20 protein-coding genes are annotated in these 22265 nt (G+C 73.1%); 14 read left to right on the plus strand and 6 right to left on the minus strand.

What is annotated here, in order from left to right; genetic code table 11:
* The first annotated feature begins 166 nt into the window (after positions 1-166).
* Both ACGFZL_RS07920 and leuE read left to right on the plus strand, forming a co-directional pair.
* Positions 167-1765, plus strand: coding sequence for a methylmalonyl-CoA mutase family protein (locus ACGFZL_RS07920; protein ID WP_355167896.1), 1599 nt, complete (start codon positions 167-169; stop codon positions 1763-1765).
* 78 nt (positions 1766-1843) lie between these two features.
* Positions 1844-2500: a leucine efflux protein LeuE gene (gene leuE, locus ACGFZL_RS07925; protein WP_355167898.1), complete on the plus strand. Its 657-nt coding sequence runs from the start codon at positions 1844-1846 to the stop codon at positions 2498-2500.
* Between the two features lie 21 nt (positions 2501-2521).
* Here the strand turns inward: leuE and ACGFZL_RS07930 are convergent, their stop codons facing one another.
* Positions 2522-3934 (minus strand): FAD-dependent monooxygenase, encoded by a 1413-nt coding sequence (locus tag ACGFZL_RS07930; protein WP_393690199.1) that lies wholly within the window; start codon positions 3932-3934, stop codon positions 2522-2524.
* 81 nt (positions 3935-4015) lie between these two features.
* Here ACGFZL_RS07930 and ACGFZL_RS07935 point away from each other — a divergent pair, with 81 nt between their 5' ends.
* On the plus strand, positions 4016-4687 hold the full coding sequence (locus ACGFZL_RS07935) for a TetR/AcrR family transcriptional regulator C-terminal domain-containing protein (protein ID WP_393690064.1): 672 nt from the start codon (positions 4016-4018) through the stop codon (positions 4685-4687).
* A 15-nt stretch (positions 4688-4702) separates the two neighbouring features.
* On the opposite strand, the gene ACGFZL_RS07940 is transcribed toward ACGFZL_RS07935, so the two are convergent.
* The 3 genes from ACGFZL_RS07940 to ACGFZL_RS07950 all read right to left on the minus strand — a co-directional run bounded on the left by ACGFZL_RS07940 (position 4703) and on the right by ACGFZL_RS07950 (position 7957).
* A complete protein-coding gene (locus ACGFZL_RS07940; RefSeq protein ID WP_355167904.1) occupies positions 4703-5653 on the minus strand; it encodes a class I SAM-dependent methyltransferase in 951 nt (316 codons plus the stop codon).
* A 124-nt stretch (positions 5654-5777) separates the two neighbouring features.
* Positions 5778-6995 (minus strand): hypothetical protein, encoded by a 1218-nt coding sequence (locus ACGFZL_RS07945; RefSeq protein WP_393690065.1) that lies wholly within the window; start codon positions 6993-6995, stop codon positions 5778-5780.
* Complete coding sequence (locus ACGFZL_RS07950) at positions 6992-7957, minus strand: glycosyltransferase family 2 protein (RefSeq protein WP_393690066.1); 966 nt, start codon at positions 7955-7957, stop codon at positions 6992-6994. The genes ACGFZL_RS07945 and ACGFZL_RS07950 overlap by 4 nt, the downstream gene beginning before the upstream one ends.
* Before the next feature lie 198 nt (positions 7958-8155).
* Here ACGFZL_RS07950 and ACGFZL_RS07955 point away from each other — a divergent pair, with 198 nt between their 5' ends.
* From ACGFZL_RS07955 to ACGFZL_RS07980, 6 genes are all read left to right on the plus strand, one after another.
* Entirely contained in the window at positions 8156-9457 is a 1302-nt protein-coding gene (locus ACGFZL_RS07955; RefSeq protein ID WP_393690067.1) for a DUF6716 putative glycosyltransferase, read from the plus strand.
* 59 nt (positions 9458-9516) lie between these two features.
* Entirely contained in the window at positions 9517-10740 is a 1224-nt protein-coding gene (locus ACGFZL_RS07960) for a cytidylyltransferase domain-containing protein (RefSeq protein ID WP_393690068.1), read from the plus strand.
* Positions 10741-10791: 51 nt separating this feature from the next.
* A complete protein-coding gene (locus ACGFZL_RS07965; RefSeq protein WP_355167914.1) occupies positions 10792-11733 on the plus strand; it encodes an N-acetylneuraminate synthase family protein in 942 nt (313 codons plus the stop codon).
* Positions 11734-11773: 40 nt separating this feature from the next.
* Positions 11774-12853, plus strand: a complete 1080-nt coding sequence (locus ACGFZL_RS07970; protein ID WP_393690069.1) for a hypothetical protein — start codon at positions 11774-11776, stop codon at positions 12851-12853.
* Between the two features lie 244 nt (positions 12854-13097).
* Entirely contained in the window at positions 13098-14330 is a 1233-nt protein-coding gene (locus ACGFZL_RS07975) for a M20 family metallopeptidase (protein WP_393690200.1), read from the plus strand.
* Between the two features lie 302 nt (positions 14331-14632).
* Positions 14633-15673 carry a BMP family protein gene (locus ACGFZL_RS07980; protein ID WP_393690070.1) on the plus strand — a complete coding sequence of 347 codons (1041 nt, stop codon included), beginning with the start codon at positions 14633-14635 and terminating at the stop codon, positions 15671-15673.
* A gap of 64 nt (positions 15674-15737) precedes the next feature.
* Here ACGFZL_RS07980 and ACGFZL_RS07985 read toward each other — a convergent pair whose 3' ends face one another.
* Both ACGFZL_RS07985 and ACGFZL_RS07990 read right to left on the minus strand, forming a co-directional pair.
* Entirely contained in the window at positions 15738-16148 is a 411-nt protein-coding gene (locus tag ACGFZL_RS07985; RefSeq protein WP_393690071.1) for a PIN domain-containing protein, read from the minus strand.
* Positions 16145-16366, minus strand: coding sequence for a type II toxin-antitoxin system VapB family antitoxin (locus ACGFZL_RS07990; protein WP_393690072.1), 222 nt, complete (start codon positions 16364-16366; stop codon positions 16145-16147). The genes ACGFZL_RS07985 and ACGFZL_RS07990 overlap by 4 nt, the downstream gene beginning before the upstream one ends.
* A 260-nt stretch (positions 16367-16626) precedes the next feature.
* Between ACGFZL_RS07990 and ACGFZL_RS07995 the strand changes: the two genes are divergently transcribed.
* The 5 genes from ACGFZL_RS07995 (at position 16627) to ACGFZL_RS08015 (ending at position 22251) form a co-directional block, all read left to right on the plus strand.
* Entirely contained in the window at positions 16627-17673 is a 1047-nt protein-coding gene (locus tag ACGFZL_RS07995) for a BMP family protein (RefSeq protein ID WP_393690073.1), read from the plus strand.
* 162 nt (positions 17674-17835) lie between these two features.
* The gene (locus ACGFZL_RS08000; RefSeq protein WP_355167921.1) at positions 17836-19473 is read left to right on the plus strand and encodes an ABC transporter ATP-binding protein; all 1638 of its coding nucleotides are present in this window, start codon (positions 17836-17838) and stop codon (positions 19471-19473) included.
* The gene (locus ACGFZL_RS08005) at positions 19473-20594 is read left to right on the plus strand and encodes an ABC transporter permease (protein WP_393690074.1); all 1122 of its coding nucleotides are present in this window, start codon (positions 19473-19475) and stop codon (positions 20592-20594) included. The genes ACGFZL_RS08000 and ACGFZL_RS08005 overlap by 1 nt, the downstream gene beginning before the upstream one ends.
* Positions 20591-21856, plus strand: a complete 1266-nt coding sequence (locus ACGFZL_RS08010; RefSeq protein ID WP_355167925.1) for an ABC transporter permease — start codon at positions 20591-20593, stop codon at positions 21854-21856. Before ACGFZL_RS08005 ends, ACGFZL_RS08010 begins: the two co-directional genes overlap by 4 nt.
* Positions 21853-22251, plus strand: coding sequence for a cytidine deaminase (locus ACGFZL_RS08015; RefSeq protein WP_393690075.1), 399 nt, complete (start codon positions 21853-21855; stop codon positions 22249-22251). Before ACGFZL_RS08010 ends, ACGFZL_RS08015 begins: the two co-directional genes overlap by 4 nt.
* Positions 22252-22265: the final 14 nt, after the last annotated feature.

Consider the following 22265-nt stretch of genomic DNA (forward strand, 5'->3'; position numbering starts at 1 on the left):
CGGAAGTGGTGCCCGCGGATGACGTCCGGCGAACCACGCGGCATGGTTGTGACGGGGGCCGCAGCGCTCCTGTGAGCAAGGTCCCAGCGGGCGCCTCTGCCACGGCTTAAGGCCCCGCCGCTACAGTCCGTCGCAAGGTCAGGTGCTCAGCGGGAGGCGACACACCATGGCGCGCGAGTCGGGCGGTGCCCGATCCACCGAGAGTGGACTGCCCATCGAACCGGTCTACGGGCCCGGTGCCCAGGAGGGCTGGGATCCGGCCGAGCGGCTGGGCGAGCCGGGGAAGTACCCGTTCACGCGGGGCGTGTACCCGTCGATGTACACCGGCCGGCCGTGGACGATGCGCCAGTACGCCGGCTTCGGCACGGCGACCGAGTCCAACGCCCGCTACAAGCAGCTGATCGCCAACGGCACCATGGGCCTGTCGGTCGCCTTCGACCTGCCCACCCAGATGGGCCACGACTCGGACGCGGCGATCGCGTCGGGCGAGGTCGGCAAGGTCGGCGTGGCCATCGACTCGATCGACGACATGCGGGTGCTGTTCGGCGGCATCCCGCTGGACCAGGTCTCCACGTCGATGACGATCAACGCCCCCGCCTCGCTGCTGCTCCTGCTCTACCAACTGGTCGCCGAGGAGCAGGGGGTGAGCGCGGACAAGCTCACCGGCACCATCCAGAACGACGTGCTGAAGGAGTACATCGCGCGCGGGACGTACATCTTCCCGCCCAAGCCGTCGCTGCGGCTGATCGCGGACATCTTCAAGTACTGCAAGGCCGAGATCCCGAAGTGGAACACCATCTCGATCTCCGGCTACCACATGGCCGAGGCCGGTGCCTCGCCCGCGCAGGAGATCGCCTTCACGCTCGCCGACGGCATCGAGTACGTGCGCACGGCGGTCGCGGCCGGCATGGACGTGGACGACTTCGCGCCCCGCCTCTCCTTCTTCTTCGTGTCCCGCACGACCATCCTGGAGGAGGTCGCCAAGTTCCGCGCCGCCCGCCGGATCTGGGCGCGGGTGATGAAGGAGGAGTTCGGCGCGAAGAACCCCAAGTCGCTGATGCTGCGCTTCCACACCCAGACCGCCGGGGTGCAGCTGACCGCGCAGCAGCCCGAGGTCAACCTGGTCCGGGTCGCGGTGCAGGGCCTCGCGGCCGTGCTCGGCGGCACCCAGTCGCTGCACACCAACTCCTTCGACGAGGCCATCGCGCTGCCCACCGACAAGTCCGCCCGCCTCGCGCTGCGCACCCAGCAGGTGCTCGCCTACGAGACGGACGTGACGGCGACCGTCGACCCGTTCGCCGGGTCCTACGTCATAGAGAAGATGACGGACGACGTCGAGGCGGCGGCCCTTGAGCTGATGCGGAAGGTCGAGGACCTCGGCGGCGCGGTGGACGCCATCGAGCACGGCTTCCAGAAGAGCGAGATCGAGCACAGCGCCTACCGCATCGCCCAGGAGACCGACTCCGGCGAGCGGGTCGTGGTCGGCGTCAACCGCTACCAGCTGGACGCCGAGGAGCCCTACGAGCCGCTCCGCGTCGACCCCGCCATCGAGGCCCAGCAGGCCGCCCGCCTGGCGAAGCTGCGCGCCGAGCGCGACCAGCCGGCCGTGGACGCCGCCCTGGCCGCGCTGCGGAAGGCCGCCGAGGGCGAGGACAACGTCCTGTACCCGATGAAGGACGCGCTGCGGGCCCGGGCCACGGTGGGCGAGGTGTGCAACGCGCTGCGCGAGGTGTGGGGGACGTACGTGCCCTCCGACGCCTTCTGATCCGGGGAGCGGCGGTCGCGGTCGTCGGGTTTTCCACAGGGGTGGGGGCGGGTCGTACTCGCGTGCGAGACTCCTCTCATGTTCGGCGTCATCGACCTCCCCACCTACCTGGCGGGCACGATCCTCATCGTCCTGCTGCCCGGCCCCAACTCCCTCTACGTCCTGTCCGTGGCCGCCCGCCGCGGCGTCCGCGCCGGTTACACGGCCGCCGCGGGCGTCTGGTGCGGGGACACGGTGCTCATGACCCTGTCGGCGGCGGGCGTGGCCTCCCTGCTCCAGGCCAACGCCGTGCTGTTCGCGATCGTCAAGTACGCGGGCGCCGGCTATCTGACCTGGCTCGCGATAGGGATGATGCGCGCCGCGTGGGGCATGTGGCGCACCCGCAGGGAGCGGATCGCCGAGGAGGCGGGCGCCCCCGCGCCGCAGGGGGCCGGTGAGCGGCCGTTCCGCCGGGCGCTGGTGGTCAGCCTGTTCAACCCGAAGGCGATCCTCTTCTTCGTCGCCTTCTTCGTGCAGTTCGTGGACCCCGGGTACGCCTACCCGGCCCTGTCCTTCGTCGTGCTCGGCGCCTTCGCGCAGGTCGCCAGCGCGCTGTACCTGAGCGCGCTGATATTCGGCGGCACCCGGCTGTCCGCGGCCTTCCGGCGCCGCAAGCGGCTCTCGGCGTGGGCCACCTCGGCGGCCGGCGCGCTCTTCCTGGGCTTCGCGGTGAAGCTGTCGGTGGCGAGCGTGTAGCTGCCCCTGAGAGGGCGCCGGTCAGCCGATCCCGAAGCGGGTGAGCCGGCCGGCCAGCCCTTCCGCGGTGTCGCCGGCCCAGCCGACGTAGCCGTCCGGGCGGACGAGGAACAGCCCGGTGCCGTACGGCTCCTGCGCGGGCCCCCGCACGACCCGCACCCCGGGGAGCGTGTCGGCGTCCCCCGGAGCCTCGGTGCCCAGCGCCAGCAGGGTCCAGTGCGGGCCCCGGAAGGCGTCGAAGAGCCGCACGCCGGCCACGGTCGCGTCGGGTGCCCGGTCGCCGGCCCGCAGGGTGCCGTCGGGGGCGGTGCGGTTCTCGGCGGTCAGGGGGGACTCGCGGTAGCCGAGGCCCAGCTGCCGGGTCGCCTTGCCGCGCCGGGCCTCGCCGCGGTGCACGGCGGTGGACAGCTCCAGCATCCGCCGGGCGTTGGGGCGCCGCTCCGCCTCGTAGCTGTCGAGGAGCGCCTCGGGGGCGCCGTCGCGCAGCACCGCGCCCAGCTTCCAGCCCAGGTTGTAGGCGTCCTGGACGCTGGTGTTGAGGCCCTGCCCGCCGGCCGGCGAGTGCACGTGCGCCGCGTCCCCGGCGAGGAACACCCGGCCCGCGCGGAAGCGGTCGGCCAGGGCCGCGCGGGGCCGGAAGTCGGAGGCCCAGCGCACCTCGGTGACGTCCTCGGCGGCCAGGTGGGTGCGCGCGGCGACGACCCGGCTTATGCCGGCGAGTGACAGGTCGGGGGCGGTGTCCGCCGGGAACTGGGCGGTCAGCTGGAAGTCCTCGGTGCCGGCCAGCGGCCAGATCACCAGGTAGTCCGAGCCGGCCGGGCTCGGCGGGAAGACGTGCAGGTGGTCGCGGTCCAGGCCGCTGATCCGGACGTCCGCGACCAGCATCGGGGCGGGGTCGACGCTCTCGCCGGCCATGGCGATGCCCAGCGCCCGGCGCACCGCCGAGCGACCGCCGTCGGCGGCCACCAGGTAGCGGGCGCGCAGTGCCGCGCCGTCGGCGAGGCGGGCGGTCACGCCGTCCGCGTCCTGGGTGAGGCCGGTGACCTCCCGGCCGAAGGCGACCTTGCCGCCCAGCTCCTCCAGCCGGGCCAGCAGGATCTCCTGCGTGCGCCACTGCGGGACCATCCAGGGCCCGAGGTAGCGGGAGTCCTCGCTGCCGTCCGGCTCGTCGAACATCCGGTGCTCGCCGACCCGCTCGCCGTCCTTCCAGACCATGCCGACCGGGTAGGGGCCGCCGGCCGCGAGGAAGGCGTCCACCACGCCGAGGTCGTCGAAGACCTCCATCGTGCGGGGCTGGAGGCCCTTGCCGCGCGAGCCGGGGAACAGTCCGTCGGCGCGCTCCACGACCAGCGCGTCCACGCCGCGCCGGGCCAGGTCGATGCCGAGGGCGAGGCCGGTGGGGCCCGCGCCGACGATCAGGACGTCCGTGTCCATGGTGCTCATGACCGCTCTCCTTAACGTCGTTAAGTGCTGCTGGATCCCGAGCATGGACTTAACGGCGTTAAGCTGTCAAGCGTGAGCACGGAACGACGGACCGCCCCCCGCACCCCCCTCGACCGCCGCCGGGTCGTCGACACGGCGCTGAGGCTGCTGAACGAGGTGGGCCTGGACGGCCTGACCCTGCGCGCCATCGCCACCGAGCTGGAGGTCAAGGCACCCGCCCTGTACTGGCATTTCAAGGACAAGCGGGCGCTGCTGGACGAGATGGCCACCGAGATGTACCGGCGGATGGTCGCCGGGACCCCGCTCGGCGCGGCCGACACCTGGCGCGAGCGGCTGCTGCGCTCCAACCGGGGCCTGAGGGCCGCGCTGCTCGGCTACCGCGACGGCGCCCGGGTCTTCAGCGGCTCGCGCTTCACCGGCGCGGAGCACGCCGAGCAGATGGAGGACAACCTGCGCCTGTTCACCGCGGCCGGCTTCACCCTCGCCCAGGCCGTGCGGGCGTCCTCGACGTCCTATCTCTTCACCCTCGGCTTCGTCATCGAGGAGCAGGGCATGCGTCCGCTGCCGGACGAGAGGGAGGAGGGGCGGCAGGGCGTCGACGTGGACGAACGCGCCCGCCGCATGGCCGACTTCCCCCTGTCGGCCGCGGCGGGCGCGGAGATCTTCCTGGACTACGACCGGCAGTTCGAGGACGGCCTGGCGCTGGTCCTCGCCGGCATCGCCGCCACGTACGGCCGGGACTGAGCCCTGGCCGCCGGCTCAGGCGCGGGCCCGGCGGGCCGCCCGGCGGCGGCGTACCGCGCGGGTCGCGGCCGGGGGCAGCAGGTCCAGGGCGAGGCGGCGCAGCCGGGCCCGCGGCGAGGGCGGCAGCGCGGCCCGGACCCCGCGGGCCGGCCGCCGCGCGTCGCCCGGCCGGCCGGTCTGCCCGGGCAGCGCCGCCGGCGCCCGGTGGCGCGAGGCCGGCAGGGACGGCGGTCGCATGCCCTGGCCGCCGGCGCGCAGCCGGACCAGCCGGTGCCCGGCCGCCGGCTCCACCGTCACCCCGCAGTCCGCCCGCCCCTCGAACGCGGCGAGCAGCGCCTCCTGCACCGGACCGGGGTCGCCCCAGGTGGCGTAGAGCTTCTGGGTGCTCAGGCAGACCGGCCGCAGCCCGCGGTCGAGGACCGCCTCCCAGGCGGCCACGGCGACGCCCGGCGTGTGCTCGGAGCGGAAGTCGTCCAGGACCACGATGCCGTCCGGGCGCAGCAGTTCGCGCGCCGCGCGGATGTCGCCCTCGACGTGCTCGTAGAGGTGGGAGGCGTCGACGTGGACGAAGCGGCAGCTGCCCGCCGCCACCTCGCCGGTGATCGCCGAACTCGGCGCCTGCACGATCGCCGGCAGGGTCTCGTGGAAGGAGAGGTAGTTCCGCTCGAACGCCTGCCGGGTGAGCGTGGCGTACGACTTCGCCGCCTCGGCCCGGTTCGCCGCGTCCGGCGGCTCGCTGCCGAACAGGTCACACACCGTCAGGCGCTCGCCCGGGCGCAGGTGGTGGCCGAGCAGGATCGCGCTCTTGCCCAGGTAGGCGCCCAGCTCCAGCAGGTCGCCGGTGGCTTCCTGCTCCTCCTGGCGGTCCAGGAACCAGGCGAACAGCACCTGGTCGAGCGGGCGGAACCAGCCCGGGACGTCGTTCAGCTCGTAGGGGTGCTCGTGGGTCGCTTGCGCAGTCGGCATGGGGGGAGCTTGCCCCGTGAAGGGGGCAAAAGGTGTGAATCATTCGATGTGGTGGACCGAATATCGCACGAATCGCGCAATGTGACCGCGCGAAGCGTCACGCGCCCCGCAGCCCTTGCGCCCCTCACCGCCCCAGCGACCGCCCCACCGCCCGCGCCCGCCGCACCACCCGCCGCGCCGCCGCCCCGTGCGACAGCACCGCCAGCCCCGCCGGGAGCCCCCCGGGCAGGCCCAGCGCGGCAAGGCGCCGCCGGGGGAAGTACCGCGCGGCGGCCGGCGCGGCACGCAGGTACGCCTCCGCCGCCGGACGCAGCTCGGGCAGCACCCGGGGCCGCGCCACGAAGCCGACCGCCCGGACCAGCGCCGCCACGTCCACGTCCGGCCGCGCGCCGCCGGCGAGGTCGGGCAGCAGGGCGTCCAGCAGGGTCAGCGGGACGCGGTCGGGGTGCTCGTACGGCGTCAGGCGCTCCAGCAGCGCCTCGGTGCCGGTCCTGGCCACCGGCAGTCCGTACAGCGCGGCGGCGGTGAGCAGGGCGGGGGAGGAGCGGCCGACGACCAGGGCGGGGCGGGACCGGGCGAACAGCACCTCGGGGAGGGCCGCCGGGGCGGCGACCGTGAGCGTCAGGCCGGGTGCCGCCGCCGACGGGACCGGTGTGCCGTCGTGGGGCGCGAGGACCGCCCGGGTGTAGCTGAGGGCGGCCGCCCCGGCCAGCAACCGCGGGTAGAGCGCCTCATCGCTGCCGTCGCCGAGCAGCAGCACTGCCCCCTCGGTCGACGGCACGTCATCCGCCGCCTCCGCCATCTCCGCCAGCACCCCGGTGTACGCCTTCGCCGACACCGCCTCCACGCCCACCCCGAACTCGCTCAGCAGCAGCGGCGCGAGCCCCGGCACCAGGTCCAGGTGGAGCAGCCGCTCCACGCGGGTGCCGATCAGCGGGTCGAGCTTGCCCCGGGTGGGCCCGTAGGCGCGGGCGTCGGCCGCGTACACGGTCAGCGGGGCGTCCACGAAGACCTGGGCCAGGGCGAGCCCCGGGCCCGTCTCCACCGACTCCACGGCGAGCGCCACCCGCTCCTCGCCGAGGCCCCACGCGAGGCGCAGGTACCGCTCCCAGAGCGGCACGTCGTCCGCCCGAGGCGACCACTCCCCGGCCCCGAGCGCCTCCCGCCAGGGCACCACAGCGTCGACCCGCGCCCCCAGCAGGTCGCCGAGGCCCGGCGCCGCCGCCTCCTCGCCGAGGACCAGCACCCGACGCCCCGCCGGGCCGAGGCAGCCCGCGTCGAGGGCGGCGGCGAGCAGCACCGCGCCGCGCGCCGAGGACGCGAGGAGGACCTGGGCGCTCACGCGGCCACCTCCCGGCGCCGCAGCCGCCGCAACCGCGCCGCGCGCCCCGGGTCCATCGCCCCGAGCGCCGCGTCCAGCACGTCCTGCGGCATCCGGCGCAGCGCGGCGGCGGCGCCCGCCGTCAGGCGCCGGGCCACGGCGGGCTCGTAGCGCCCGGCGGAGGTCAGGTGGTGGTCGATGACGGCGCAGTAGCCGCGTACCGCCTTCGGGAGCAGCGCGGCGGCGTCCGGGTCGGCCGCGACGCCGGCCAGGAGTTCGTCGTAGGCGGGCAGGAAGTCCAGTTGGCGGTCGTCCTTGGCGCGGGTGAGCGAGGACGCCACCCCGCGCCGGTAGAAGACGCCGAGCAGCCCCGTCACCGCGAAGGAGTCCGCCTCCCGGTGCAGCCGCCAGATCCAGGGCCGGTCCTCGGCCGTGCGCAGCTCTTCCGTGAAGCGCAGCAGGCCCCGCTCGGCCAGCCGGCGGTGGAAGACGCCGGCCCAGGCGTAGGCGTAGTCCACGGAGGTCGAGCGGTGGGCCGGCAGGATCGCCTCGCGCGGGCTGAGCACCGCGTCCCGGCGGCCGTGCGGCACCCGGACGATCGTGCGGGTCCGGCCCGTGACGCGCACGTGGTCGGTGCGCAGGAAGTCGCAGCCGAGCCGTTCGGCGGCGGCCAGCAGGCGGCCGTAGTGTCCCGGGGCCGGCCAGTCGTCGCCGTCCAGGAAGGCCAGCCACTCACCGCGCGCCCGGTCGACGCCGGTGTTGCGGGCGGCGGCGATCCCGCGGTTGCGCGGGTGGGTCAGCAGGACCGCGCCCGGCAGGTCGCGGGCGGCGCGGGCCAGCAGGTCGGCGGTCCCGTCGGTCGAGCCGTCGTCGACGAGCAGGAACTCGATGTCGTCCCGCGCGTTGGCGCGCAGACCGCGCAGGGTGTCGGGGGCGTACGGGCGGACGTTGAAGCACGGCACGATGACGGAGAGCTTGGGCACGCCCGGGACGTTAGGCGGTGGCCCGGCATGCCGCCTTGCCGCCGCCCGCACAGGAGGTGAACACCCGGCGTCCAGGCCGTGTCACCCGCGTGCCCCGGGCCGTGCGGCGGCCCGTTTCGCTCTCCGGCGGGGCGCTGTTCACCTTTTGTTGGACTCGCATTGGGCGGTTCCTCGAAATGGCTTCCTAGCGTCTGCGGCGTGCCAGCAAGTGCAACGAAGGTCCTGCGAGTCGCCGTGCTCGCGGATTCCGACACCCGGTGGAAGTGGGGCGCGCTCACCGCGTCCCGCCTCGCCCCCAAGGGTGCGGACATCCGCCTGGACGGCCACCTCCTGCGGGGCCGAGCCACCCCCACCGCCCGCCAGCTCAGCGAGGTCGGCGTCGACGCCGACTCGCTCCGCGAGGTCAGCGCCGCCGAGTTCCTGCGCGCGATGGCCGAGGAGCCCTGCGACCTGCTCGTCCTCGCCCTGGTCGGCGGCGGCGTGCAGGCGGTGCTGCACGGCCTGCGGCACGCCTGGGCGGACCGCGCCGACCGGCCGGTGGTCGTCACCGGGTACGTCGGGGTCGTCTACGAGAAGCTCACCGACGGCCTGCTGCTGCGGCACGGCGCCGACCTCGTCCTCGCCAACTCCCGCCAGGACGCGGAGCGTTTCCGGGCGGTGTACGAGGGGGTCGGTGCCGACGCCACCTCGGTGACCGAGGTGGCGCTGCCCTTCCTCGGCGGCGCGCCCTACACCGGGGCGCACGACCCGTACACGGTGGTCTTCGCCGCCCAGCCCTCCGTGCCGGAGAGCCGGCGCGACCGGGAGTACCTCCTGGACCGCCTCGTCGGGCACGCCCGCCGCCACCCCGAGCGCGAGGTGCTGCTCAAGCTGCGCTCCCGGCCCGGCGAGCACACCACGCACATCGAGGAGCTGCCGTACCAGAAGCTGGTCCGGGGCACGGACGTGCCTGCCAACTTCCGGCTGGTGTACGGGCACATGGGTGAGGTCCTCGACCGCACCGACCTGCTGGTCACGGTCAGCTCCACCGCCGCCCTGGAGTCCCTGCACCGGGGCATCCCCACCGCCGTCCTCACCGACCTCGGCGTCCGCGAGGCGCTCGGCAACCACCACTTCACCGGCTCCGGGTGCCTCGCCTCGTGGGAGCAACTGGACGCCGGGCACCGGCCGGTGCCGGACGAGGAGTGGGTGGCCCGGCAGGGCGTCCGCGCCTCCGGCGCCTTCGACGCGGCCCGCGAGCGCATCGCCGAGCTGCTCGCCGGGCCCGGCGGACTGCCGCCCCTGAAGCCCTACTACAGCCCCGAGACCGCGCCCGGCTATCTGCCCGGCATCCTCGCCCGCCACCACCTCGCCCCCGACGGTGCCCCACTGCCGGGCGCGCCCGCCGCCGACCGGGCCCCGGGCCCCGTCCGGCAGGTCGTGCGCCGGGCCGCCCGCGGCGCCTACCGGCACGGCGTGCAGCGTGTCGCCCCCGTCATCCGGCGGATGGGCGAGCTGTGAGCGCGCCCCGAGCTGTGACCGCGCCCCGGGCCGTGACCCCCTCGCAAGGAGCAGACCCCATGTCAGAACCCGTAGCGGGACGCGCCGCCGCCGTGCGCCGGGTGCTCGCCGTGATCCCCGCCCGCGGCGGATCGAAGGGCGTCCCCGCGAAGAACCTCGCCCCCGTCGGCGGTGTCCCGCTGGTGGCGCGCGCCGTGCGCGAGTGCCTGGCCGGCCGCCTGGTGACCGACGTCGTCGTGTCCACCGACGACCAGGCCATCGCCACCGCCGCCCGCGAGGCCGGCGCCGAGGTCGTGCTGCGGCCCGCCGCCATCGCCGGCGACACCGCCACCTCCGAGGCCGCCGTCCTGCACGCCCTGGACGCCCACGAGGCGCTGCACGGCGCCCCGGTCGACGTGGTGCTGCTCGTGCAGTGCACCAGCCCCTTCCTGACCCGCGCCGACGTCGACGGGGTGGCCGCCGCCGTCGTGGAGGCCGGCGCCGACACCGCCGTCACCGTGGCCGCCTTCCACGGCTTCGTCTGGCGCGACGGCGACACCCCCGACGCGGGCGGCACCGGCGTCAACCACGACAAGGCCCACCGCCCCCGCCGCCAGGACCGCCCCCAGGACCTCCTGGAGACCGGCGCCGCCTACGCGATGGACGCCGCCGGCTTCCGCACCCACCGGCACCGCTTCTTCGGCCGCACCGACCTGGTGCGCACCGACCCGGCCCGGGTCCTGGAGATCGACGACCCGCACGACCTGGCCCGCGCCCGCGCCCTCGCCCCGCTGCACGACGCGGCCCGCCCCGGCGCGCTGCCGACCCGGGCCGACGTCGACGCGGTGGTCCTCGACTTCGACGGCACCCAGACCGACGACCGGGTGTGGATCGACCAGGACGGCCACGAGACGGTCGCCGTGCACCGCGGCGACGGCCTGGGCATCGCCGCCCTGCGCCGCGCCGGTCTCACCCCGCTGATCCTCTCCACCGAGGTCAACCCGGTCGTCGCCGCCCGCGCCCGCAAGCTGCGCGTCCCGGTGCTGCACGGCATCGACCGCAAGGACCTCGCCCTCAAGCAGTGGTGCGAGGAGCAGGGCGTCGCCCCCGAGCGCGTCCTCTACGTCGGCAACGACGTCAACGACCTGCCCTGCTTCGCCCTCGTCGGCTGGCCGGTGGCGGTCGCCGGCGCCCACGACGCGGTGCGCGGCGCCGCCCGCGCCGTCACCGCGGTCGCGGGCGGGGCCGGCGCGGTCCGCGAGATCGCCGGCTGGCTCCTCGGCCCCTCCCTCGACGCCTCCTGAACCACACCAACCCCCCCACCACCACCCTCGTACAGGTAAGGAACCCCCGTCATGACCAGCACCGACTCCCGCATCCGCACCTTCGGCACCCGCGAGGCCGGCCCCGGCCGCCCCGTCTACGTCACCGGCGAGATCGGCATCAACCACAACGGCGACCTCGACAACGCCTTCCGGCTGATCGACGCCGCCGCCGAGGCCGGCTGCGACGCCGTCAAGTTCCAGAAGCGCACCCCGGAGATCTGCACCCCGCGCGACCAGTGGGACATCGAGCGCGACACCCCCTGGGGCCGCATGACCTACATCGACTACCGCCACCGCGTGGAGTTCGGCGAGGACGAGTACCGCCAGATCGACGAGTACTGCAAGTCCAAGGACATCGCCTGGTTCGCCTCCCCGTGGGACACCGAGGCCGTCGCCTTCCTGGAGAAGTTCGACGTCCCCGCCCACAAGGTCGCCTCCGCCTCGCTCACCGACGACGAGCTGCTGCGCGCCCTGCGCGCCACCGGCCGCACCGTCATCCTGTCCACCGGCATGTCCACCCCGCAGCAGATCCGGCACGCCGTCGAGGTGCTCGGCAGCGCCAACATCCTGCTCTGCCACGCCACCTCCACCTACCCGGCCAAGGCCGAGGAGCTGAACCTGCGGGTCATCAACACCCTCCAGCAGGAGTACCCGAACGTCCCGATCGGCTACTCCGGCCACGAGACCGGCCTGCAGACCACCCTCGCCGCCGTCGCCCTCGGCGCCACCTTCGTGGAGCGGCACATCACCCTCGACCGCGCCATGTGGGGCTCCGACCAGGCCGCCTCCGTCGAGCCGCAGGGCCTGACCCGCCTGGTCCGCGACATCCGCACCATCGAGGCATCCCTGGGCGACGGCGTCAAGAAGGTCTACGAGTCCGAGCTGGGCCCGATGAAGAAGCTGCGCCGCGTGCCCGGCGTCGTCGCCGAGGCGGACATCGCCGCGGCGGCCGGCGAGCCCGTCAACGTCTGAGCATCCCCGACACCCCCGATCCTGGGACGGTCCCGTACCGATGAGCACCCGCGCCGGCGACGCCGGCCCCCGCACGCTCGCCTTCGTGGAGAGCCCGGTCCAGCTCCTCAACGTGCTGGAGTGGGCGCACGCGCACCCCCCGGCGTCCGGCGCGGGGCAGCTCACCCTCGTCGTCCTCTCGCCCGTCGACCCGATGACCCGCGGCCAGCTGCGCCGGATGGCGGGGCTCGCCCGGCAGGAGGGCCACGAGGTGCGCTGGGAGGAGGCGCGGGGCGGGGCCACCGCGCCCTTCCGCACCGTCGGCGGGCTGACCGGCCCGCTGCGGCGCGCCGACCGGGTCGTCATCGGCGACCCGTTCTCCCGCTACGTCCAACTGCTGCTCACCCTCACCCGGGCCGCCGAGCTGGTCGTGGTGGACGACGGCACCGCCACCATGGAGTTCGTCGGCCAGCTCGCCCGCGCCGAACGCCTGGTGCGCTGGCACCGCAAGGGCGGCCGGCCGGGCCCCCGCGACCTGCTCTTCGCCCCGGTTTCCGCCTCCGCCCGGCGCCGCCTCACCCCGGTCGAGGGCGGGGAGCGCCGGGTCGCGGTCTTCTCCGCGATGCCGATACCGGACGTCCCCGACGGCGTCACCGTCACCGCCAACGACTTCGCCTGGACCCGCGCCCGCTTCGGGCCGCCCCGCATCACCAGGGGCGCCGACCTGGTCGGCACCTCGCTGGTGGAGACCGGCGTGGTGGACGGCGACCGGTACGTGGACGCCGTGCGGGGCCTGGCCAAGGCCCACGGGGCGACCCGCTACTTCGCCCACCGCCGGGAGAGCTCCGAGAAGCTGCACCGGCTGGCGGTGGAGACGGGGCTGCAGATCGTCCGCCCCGACCTGCCGCTGGAGCTCATCGCCCGGCGCGGCCCGGTCGGCCGCACCGTGCTCAGCTTCCCCTCCACCGTGGTGCACACCCTGCCGCTGGCCCTGGCCGGCACGGGGGTCCGGGTCGCGGTGTGCGACGTCGACCCCGAGTGGCTCACCCGGCACGCCTCGCCGCGGGCCCGCGGTTTTCTGTCCGGCGTGACGGGCTCGGCGCGGGACGTGCACCGGCTGTCGGCGCTGGCGGTCGGCTGAGGCGCGCTCGCGGATCGGTCGTCCGGCAGTTGGACGAGGGCGCGTGGGACGGGGGTGGCGTGATATGCGTGGGAGAGAAGCGGGCGGCGGGTGACCCGGCCGGGAAAGACGGGCGAGCATACCCACGCCAGTCGACAGCTATGCGTAGGACGGCCGGGAATTCTTCCCCTGACGGACTGAATTTCGGTGATCGCCAGGCGATCGGGCGCTCGGGCGTCCTACCCTTCAGAGGGTGAACCAGCTGATGTCCCCAGAGTCCGAGGCCGATTCTCCGGAGGGTGGCGCGCTCCCCGGCGCGCTGCCCGAGGCGCTGCGCGCCGAACTCGTGGCCTTCCGCCGCGACCTGCACATGCATCCGGAGCTGGGCAACCAGGAGTTCCGCACCACCGCGGCGATCAAGGAGCGGCTCGAGCGGGCCGGCCTGAAGCCGCGCGTGCTGCCCGTCGGCACCGGCCTGATCTGCGACATCGGCACCGACTCCGGCCAGTGGGCCGGCGGGCCCCGGATGCTCGCGCTGCGCGCCGACATCGACGCGCTGCCCATCCCGGACACCAAGACCGAGTGCGCGTACCGCTCGATCGTGCCCGACCGCGCCCACGCCTGCGGGCACGACGTGCACACCACGGTCGTCCTCGGCACCGGCCTGGTCCTCGCCGCCCTGCACGCCGAGGGCCGGCTGCCCCGCCCCGTGCGGCTGATCTTCCAGCCCGCCGAGGAGGTGCTGCCCGGCGGCGCCGCCGACGCGGTCGAGGGCGGCGCGCTCGACGGGGTGCGGCGCATCCTCGCCGTGCACTGCGACCCCAGGGTGGACGCCGGGAAGGTCGGTCTGCGGGTCGGCCCCATCACCTCCGCCTGCGACCGCCTGGAGGTCTCCCTCGCCGGCCCGGGCGGGCACACCGCGCGCCCCCACCTGACCACCGACCTGGTCACCGCCGCCGCCCGCGTCGCGGTGGACGTCCCCGCGCTCATCGCGCGCCGCCTGGACAGCCGGGGCGGCCTCGCCATGACCTGGGGCCGCATCGAGTCGGGGCACGCGCCGAACGTCATCCCGCAGCACGCGGAGCTGGCGGGCACCGTGCGCTGCCTCGACCTGGAGACCTGGCGGCAGGCGCCGGACGCGGTGGTCGCCGCGATCGACGAGGTGGCCGGGCTGCACCGGGCCAAGTCCGAGATCACCTACGTGCGCGGGGTCCCCCCGGTGGTCAACGAGGTGACCAGCACGGAGCTCCTCCAGGCCGCGATGGTCGCCCGGCGCGGCACGGAGTCCGTGGAGCCGACCGAGCAGAGCCTCGGCGGGGAGGACTTCTCCTGGTACCTGGAGCACGTCCCCGGCGCCATGGCCCGCCTCGGCGTCCGCCCCCCGGGCGAGCGGACGGTCCGCGACCTCCACCAGGGCGACTTCGACGTGGACGAGCACGCGATCACGGTGGGCGTGGAGTTGTTCACGGCCGCGGCCCTGATCGACGCGGTCCAGTAGTCGTCCGGCCGCGGGCACGTCGTGGCTGGTCGCGCCCACGCGGCGGAGCCGCAAATCGACACAGCCCCGCGCCCCTGGGGCGTTGCAGTACCGCCATCTGCACACGCCCCCCCGGCAGCCGACCCCCGGTTGCGACGCCCCCGGCGCAGGGGGACCCTGACCCCAGTAACACGCCCGTAACCACCCATCGGCACGAATGGATAACGGCCCCCAGGAACCCCGTTCCCAGGAGGTTCTACGCGCGTTAATCTCGCGCCCAACCGAGCGCCCACTGCGGGTCTTTGGAGAATGGGGAACTTCGGATGCGTCGGATCTCACGCCTGACCCGCACCGCGGTGGGCGTCGCGTCACTCGCCCTCGCCGCCTCGGCCTGCGGCGGCACGAGCAGTGACAGCGGCGACAAGGGCGACAAGGGCCTCGCCATCGCCTACGACGTCGGCGGCAAGGGCGACCAGTCCTTCAACGACGCCGCCTTCCGTGGCCTGGAGCGCGCGAAGAAGGAGTTCGGCTACCAGACGTCGGACATCGAGCCCACCGAGGGCGAGACGGACGCCGACAAGGAGCAGCGCCTGGTCTCGCTGGCCAAGCAGGGCTACAACCCGGTCATCGGCATCGGCTACGTCTACGCGACCGCGATGAAGCAGGCGGCGGCGAAGTACCCGAAGACCACCTTCGGCATCGTCGACGACGCCAGCATCCAGACGAAGAACCTCGCCGACCTCGTCTTCGCCGAGAACGAGGCGTCCTACCTCGTCGGTGTGGCCGCGGCCAAGGCCACCAAGACCAAGACGGTCGGCTTCGTCGGCGGTGTGGACACCCCGCTGATCCACAAGTTCCAGGCGGGCTACGAGCAGGGCGTCAAGGACACCGACCCCAGCGTCAAGGTCGTCTCCCAGTACCTGACGCAGACCGCGCAGGAGGGCGGCTTCTCCAGCCCGGACAAGGGCAAGACCGCTGCCGAGGGCCAGATCGAGAAGAAGGCCGACGTGATCTACGCCGCCGCCGGCCTCTCCGGCCAGGGCGTCATCGAGGCCGCCGCCAAGGCGAAGATCTGGGCGATCGGCGTCGACTCCGACCAGTACAAGCAGGAAGCCCTCGCGAAGTACAAGGACTCGATCCTCACCTCCGCCCTCAAGGGCGTCGACTCCGCGGTCTACGCCCTGGCCAAGTCGGTCAAGGACGGCAAGCCGCTCACCGGCACCCAGACCTTCGACCTGAAGTCGGGCGGCGTGGGCCTCTCCGAGAGCAACCCGAAGTTCGCCACGGTCCCGGGCGCCAAGGAAGCGGTCGACAAGGCCAAGCAGGGCATCACCGACGGCACGATCAAGGTGAAGTCCGAGTAAGTGACCCCCTTGAAGCGGGCGGGCAGACCGACCACCCCCGGCCTGCCCGCCCGCGCACGCGTCCTCAAACGACCTGACGAACGTTGTGCTCGTCCAGATCGGACGCGTGCCGGGCGACGGTGCGGAAGTCGGCGTCGTCGTGCAGAACAGTCAGGCCGTGATGGGCGGCCGTGGCGGCGATGACGAGATCCACCGCCGAAGCGCTGCGGTGCTCACCGGCACGGGCCATCCGGTGCTGCACCGCACCGATCCACCTGCCCGCGTTCTTGGGCACCGGCACGTCGGGGTAGAGGTCGGAGAACATCTCCGTGATCTCGTCGTACTCGTCGCCGCTGCGAGCGCTGTAGAGGAACTCGGCGCGCTGGACGTAGCACGAGGCGATCACGCCCGCGTCGACCGCCTCGTACCAGACCGCCTGCAACTTCGGGTCCTCCAGGAGCCGGGCCAGGCCGGACGTGTCGAGCAGATAGATCACCGGTTCTGCTTCTCCGCCTCGTGCAGACGCTTGGCATCCTCGACGGCGCCCCACTTGCGCGCCCGATCGAAGTGCCGGCTGATGCGGGCCGCGCGCTCCTGCTGCTCCGCGTAGTACCGCAGGGCGAGATTGACCGCCTCCTTCTTGGTCCTGACCTGAGACAGGGCCATGGCGCGTTCCAAGGCGTCGTCGTCGATGTCGATCTGGGTCACGGACACGTCGCGTCCCTCCTTGATGTTGATGACATACAAAGAGAAGTATGCCACCAACATGAACGCCTTCGAGGGCGCCGCGTCACCCTCCGCCACCCCTCATCACCCCCCAGCGAGCCCCACCGCCCCACCCCCGGAGGGTTGCTCACGGGCGGATAACAAGAAGGACAGAAGGGGTTTTCAGGCAGGTCTACGCGCGTTAATCTGCGGCGAAGCCAGCGCCGAAGCCCGAACATCCGGCGCTCGTACCAATAGGAGCACCACTCATGCGCCGGATTTCCCGGGTCACGGTCGCGGGCGCGGCGACCGCCTCCCTGGCCCTCGCCCTCTCCGCCTGCGGCGGCACCTCCTCCGACTCCGCGGACGGCGGCAAGGGCGACAAGGGCCTCGCCATCGCCTACGACGTCGGCGGCAAGGGCGACCAGTCCTTCAACGACGCGGCCTTCCGGGGCCTGGACCAGGCGAAGAAGGAGTTCGGCTACCAGACGCAGGACATCGAGCCCACCGAGGGCGAGACGGACGCCGACAAGGAGCAGCGCCTGGTCTCGCTGGCCAAGCAGGGCTACAACCCGGTCATCGGCATCGGCTATGTGTACGCCAACGCCATGAAGGCGGCGGCCGAGAAGTTCCCGGACACCACCTTCGGCATCGTCGACGACGCCAGCAACCAGTCCAAGAACGTCGCCAACCTGGTCTTCACGGAGGAGCAGGCGTCCTACCTCGCGGGCGTCGCCGCCGCCAAGTCCAGCAAGTCGAAGACTGTCGGCTTCGTGGGCGGCGTGGACACCCCGCTGATCCACAAGTTCCAGGCCGGCTACGAGCAGGGCGTCAAGGACACCGACCCCAAGGTCAAGGTCATCTCGCAGTACCTGACGCAGACCGCGCAGGAGGGCGGCTTCTCCAGCCCCGACAAGGGCAAGACCGCCGCCGAGGGCCAGATCGAGAAGAAGGCCGACGTGGTGTACGCCGCCGCCGGCCTCTCCGGCCAGGGTGTCATCGAGGCCGCCGCCGCGGGCAAGGTGTGGGCGATCGGCGTCGACTCCGACCAGTACAAGCAGGAAGCCCTCGCGAAGTACAAGGACTCGATCCTCACCTCCGCGACCAAGGACGTCGCCAAGGCGGTGTACACCCTGGCGAAGTCGGTCAAGGACGGTAAGCCGGCGACCGGTATCGTCAGGGGCGATCTGAAGTCCGGCGAGGTCGGCCTCGCGGCCTCGAACCCGAAGTTCGCGGGCGACGCCGACCTCCAGGCCGCCGTCAAGAAGGCCCAGGAGAAGATCATCAGCGGCGAGATCAAGGTCAAGAGCAGCTGAGCACCACCCGTTCGCACAGCGAGTGACGGCGGGGTCGCGTCCGCTCGGCGGGGCACGGAGAGGGGCCTGTACGGCACCCTCTCCGTGCCCCGCCGAGAAGGTGGGCCACCGCCGAAGATGCCGTAGGGGCGCTACGCGCGTAGAAGGCCCCCGTCCCCAGGAGTGTGCGCCATCAACGCGTCCAGCAGCCCTCCGGCCGCGGCGGTCCCCGACTCCGCGACCGCCGTCGAACTCGCCGGGATCACCAAGCGCTTCCCGGGCGTCGTGGCCAACCACGACATCCACCTCACCGTCCGCAAGGGCACCGTCCACGCCCTCGTCGGCGAGAACGGCGCCGGCAAGTCGACGCTGATGAAGATCCTCTACGGCATGCAGAAGCCGGACGAGGGCACCATCGCGATCCACGGCGAGCAGGTCGCCCTCTCCTCGCCCGCCGACGCCATCGCCCGCGGCATCGGCATGGTCCACCAGCACTTCATGCTGGCCGACAACCTCACGGTCCTGGAGAACGTGGTGCTGGGCAGCGAGAAGCTGTACGGCATCGGCGGCCGGGCCCGCAGGAAGATCCAGGAGCTGTCGGAGCGCTACGGCCTCGGCGTCCGCCCCGACCTCCTGGTCGAGGAGCTGGGCGTCGCCGCCCGCCAGCGCGTGGAGATCCTCAAGGTCCTCTACCGGGGCGCGACCACCCTCATCCTGGACGAGCCCACCGCCGTCCTGGTGCCGCAGGAGGTGGACGCCCTCTTCGACAACCTGCGCGAGCTGAAGGCGGAGGGCCTCTCCGTCATCTTCATCTCCCACAAGCTGGGCGAGGTCCTCTCCGTCGCCGACGACATCACCGTCATCCGACGCGGCACCACCGTCGGCACCGCCGTGCCCGCCGAGACCACCCCGCGCCAGCTCGCCGAGCTGATGGTGGGCAGCGAGCTGCCGACCCCGGAGACGGCGGAGTCGACGGTCACCGACCGCCCCGTCCTCACCGTCGACACGCTGCGCCTCGCGGCCCCCGGCGGCAAGGCCCTCCTGGACGACGTCACCTTCACCATCCACGCCGGCGAGGTCCTCGGCATCGCCGGTGTCGAGGGCAACGGCCAGACCGAACTGGTCGACGCCCTGATCGGCCTGCGCGCCGCCGACTCCGGCAGCATCCGCTTCCTCGACGAGGACATCACCGCCCTGCCCACCCGCAGGCGCCGTGAGCGCGGCGTCGGCTACATCCCCGAGGACCGCCACCGCCACGGCCTGCTCCTGGACGCCCCCCTCTGGGAGAACCGCGTCCTCGGCCACGTCACCGAGCAGCCCAACGCCAAGGGCGTCTGGCTCGACCCCAAGGGCGCCCAGGCGGACACCCGGCGCATCGTGGAGGCGTACGACGTGCGCACCCCCGGCATCGACGTCACCGCCGCCTCGCTCTCCGGCGGCAACCAGCAGAAGCTGATCGTCGGCCGCGAGATGAGCCACCGGCCGCGCTTCCTGATCGCCGCCCACCCCACCCGGGGCGTGGACGTCGGCGCGCAGGCCGCGATCTGGGACCACATCCGCGCGGCCCGCCGCGAGGGCCTGGCCGTGCTGCTGATCTCCGCCGACCTGGACGAGCTGATCGGCCTCTCCGACACCCTGCGCGTCATCTACGACGGCAAGCTGGTCGCGGACGCCGACCCCGCCACCATCACCCCCGAGGAGCTGGGCTCGGCCATGACCGGCGCCGCCACCGGCCACCTGGAACACGAAGAGACCCCCGAGACCCCGACGTCTCCCGAGACCCGCAAGTCTCCCGAGTCTCCGGAAGACGAGGCCCGCTGATGAAGAAGTTCGACAAGGAGCGGGTGCTCCTCGCGGTGGCCGGACCGGTCATCGCGCTCGCCGTGGCCTTCGTGCTCAGCGCGATCGTGCTCGTCGCCTCCGGCAAGAACCCGGTCGAGCCGTTCTCCCTGATGTTCGAGCAGGCCGGCTTCTCCGACATCCAGGTCCTGATCATCAACCAGGCGTCGCTGTACTACATCGCCGCCCTGGCGGTCGCCATCGGCTTCCGGATGAACCTGTTCAACATCGGCGTCGACGGCCAGTACCAGCTCGGCGCGATGATGGCCGCCGTCGTCGGCGCCCACGCCGACCTGCCGGCCTTCCTCCAGGTCCCGCTGCTGCTGCTCACCGCCGTCGCCACCGGCGCCTTCTGGTCCGGCATCGCGGGCGTCCTGAAGGTCACCCGGGGCGTCAGCGAGGTCGTCGCGACGATCATGCTCAACGCCATCGCCACCGCCGTCATCGGCTACCTGTGGCTGCCCGACGTCTTCGGCGTCAAGATCGGCAACAACAACACCACCGGCGTCATGCACGACTCAGGCTGGATCCCCGGCATCGACATGGGCGCCTCCGGCGAGATCTACGGCCTGGTCATCCTCGCCGTGCTGCTCGGCATCGGCTACTGGGTCGTCCTCAACCGCACCCGGTTCGGCTTCGACCTGCGCGCCTCCGGCGCCTCCGAGTCCGCCGCAGCGGCCAGCGGCGTCGACCCCAAGCGCATGGTGCTCACCGCGATGCTGCTCTCCGGCGGCCTGGCCAGCCTCGCGGGCCTGCCCATCCTGCTCGGCGACTCGCACACCTACAGCCTCAACTTCCCCACCGGCATCGGCTTCCTCGGCATCGGCATCGCCCTGCTCGGCCGCAACAGCCCCGTCGGCATCGCCCTGGCCGCCCTGCTGTGGGCCTGGCTGGACAAGGCCTCGCCCGAGCTGGACTACCACGGCTACGACAAGGAGATCGCGGTCATCATGCAGGGCCTGATCGTCATCTCCGTCGTCGTCTCCTACGAGGCCGTCCGCGAGTGGGGCCTGCGCCGCCAGCAGCGCCGCGTCGGCGCCGAGCTGGCCGCCGGACACGTCCTCGGCGCCACCGACAACACGAAGGAGGTGGCCGGCCGATGACCACCGTGACCGACCTCAACCAGCCCACGCTGCAGCCCGCCGCGCCCACCGGCCGCCGCCTCTCGCTGCCCGTGCTGATGCTGGTCATCGCCGGGGCCCTGGCGCTCACCTCGATCGTCCGCCTGATCACCGGCGCCGACGGCATCACCAACGTCAGCCAGATGTCCACCGCCCTCCAGCTCGCCGTGCCCATCGGCCTGGCCGGTCTCGGCGGCCTGTGGGCCGAGCGCGCGGGCGTGGTCAACATCGGCCTCGAGGGCATGATGATCCTGGGCACCTGGTTCGGCGCCTGGGCCGGCTTCCAGTGGGGCCCGTGGACCGGCGTCCTCGTCGGTATCGTCGGCGGCGCGCTCGGCGGCCTGCTGCACGCCATCGTCACCGTCACCTTCAACGTCAACCACATCGTCTCCGGCGTCGCCATCAACATCCTCGCCGCCGGCGCCACCCGCTACCTCGCCCCGCTCGCCTTCGAGGGCCACCAGGGCGGCTCGGCCAAGCAGTCCCCGCCGGTCGACTCCCTCGGCCACTTCACCGTGCCGGGCCTGTCCGGCTGGCTGGTCGACCTGAACGAGAAGGGCTGGTTCCTGATCTCGGACATCGCCGGCCTGCTCGGCGGCCTGGTCACCAACGTCTCCTGGCTGACCCTGATCGCCGTCGCGCTGATCCCCGGCACCTGGTGGATCCTGTGGCGCACGGCGTTCGGGCTGCGGCTGCGCTCCTGCGGCGAGAACCCGGTGGCGGCGGAGTCGCTCGGCGTCAACGTCTACAAGTACAAGTACCTCGCCGTGATCATCTCCGGCGGCCTGGCCGGCCTCGGCGGCGCCTTCCTGTCCATCGTGGCCAACCCCTTCTACCTGGAGGGCCAGACCAGCGGCCGGGGCTACATCGGCCTCGCGGCGATGATCTTCGGCAACTGGATGCCGGGCGGCCTCGCCATCGGCGCCGGGCTCTTCGGCTACACCGACAGCCTCAACCTGCGCGGCGGCTCCACCAACGTGCACGCCCTGCTGCTGCTCGGCGCGCTGCTGCTGCTCGCCGGCGCGATCTGGCTGGTGGTGCGCAAGGCGTACGTCAAGGCCGCCGTCACCCTCGTCGTCGGCGCCCTGGTCTTCGCCTGGTACGCCGGCACCGACTCGGTGCCCAACCAGGCCGTCTCGGCCACGCCGTACGTCATCACGCTGGTCGTCCTCGCGCTCTCCGCGCAGCGGCTGCGGATGCCGAAGGCGGACGGCATGCCGTACCGGAAGGGGCAGGGCAAGTGACGGCCGGCGCCGACTGGGACGGGCTGCGCGGTGCGGCCCGCGAGGCGATGGCGCGGGCGTACGCCCCGTACTCCGGGTACGCCGTCGGCGCCGCCGCCCTGGTCGACGACGGCCGCACGGTGACCGGCTGCAACGTGGAGAACGCCAGCTACGGCATCGGCCTGTGCGCCGAGTGCGGGCTCGTCTCCCAGCTGCGGCTGACCGGCGGGGGCCGGCTGACGCACTTCGTCTGCGTAGACGGGCAGGGCGAGGTCATCGTGCCGTGCGGCCGGTGCCGGCAGCTGCTGTTCGAGTTCGGCGGCCCGGAGCTGCTGCTCGACACCCCGGCCGGGATCCTGCCGCTGTCGGAGATGCTCCCGCAGGCCTTCGGCCCCGACCACCTCACGAACAAGTAAGGAACGCACAGCAT

Origin of the sequence: Streptomyces sp. NPDC048182 (assembly GCF_043202555.1) — a bacterium.
Lineage (GTDB): Bacteria > Actinomycetota > Actinomycetes > Streptomycetales > Streptomycetaceae > Streptomyces.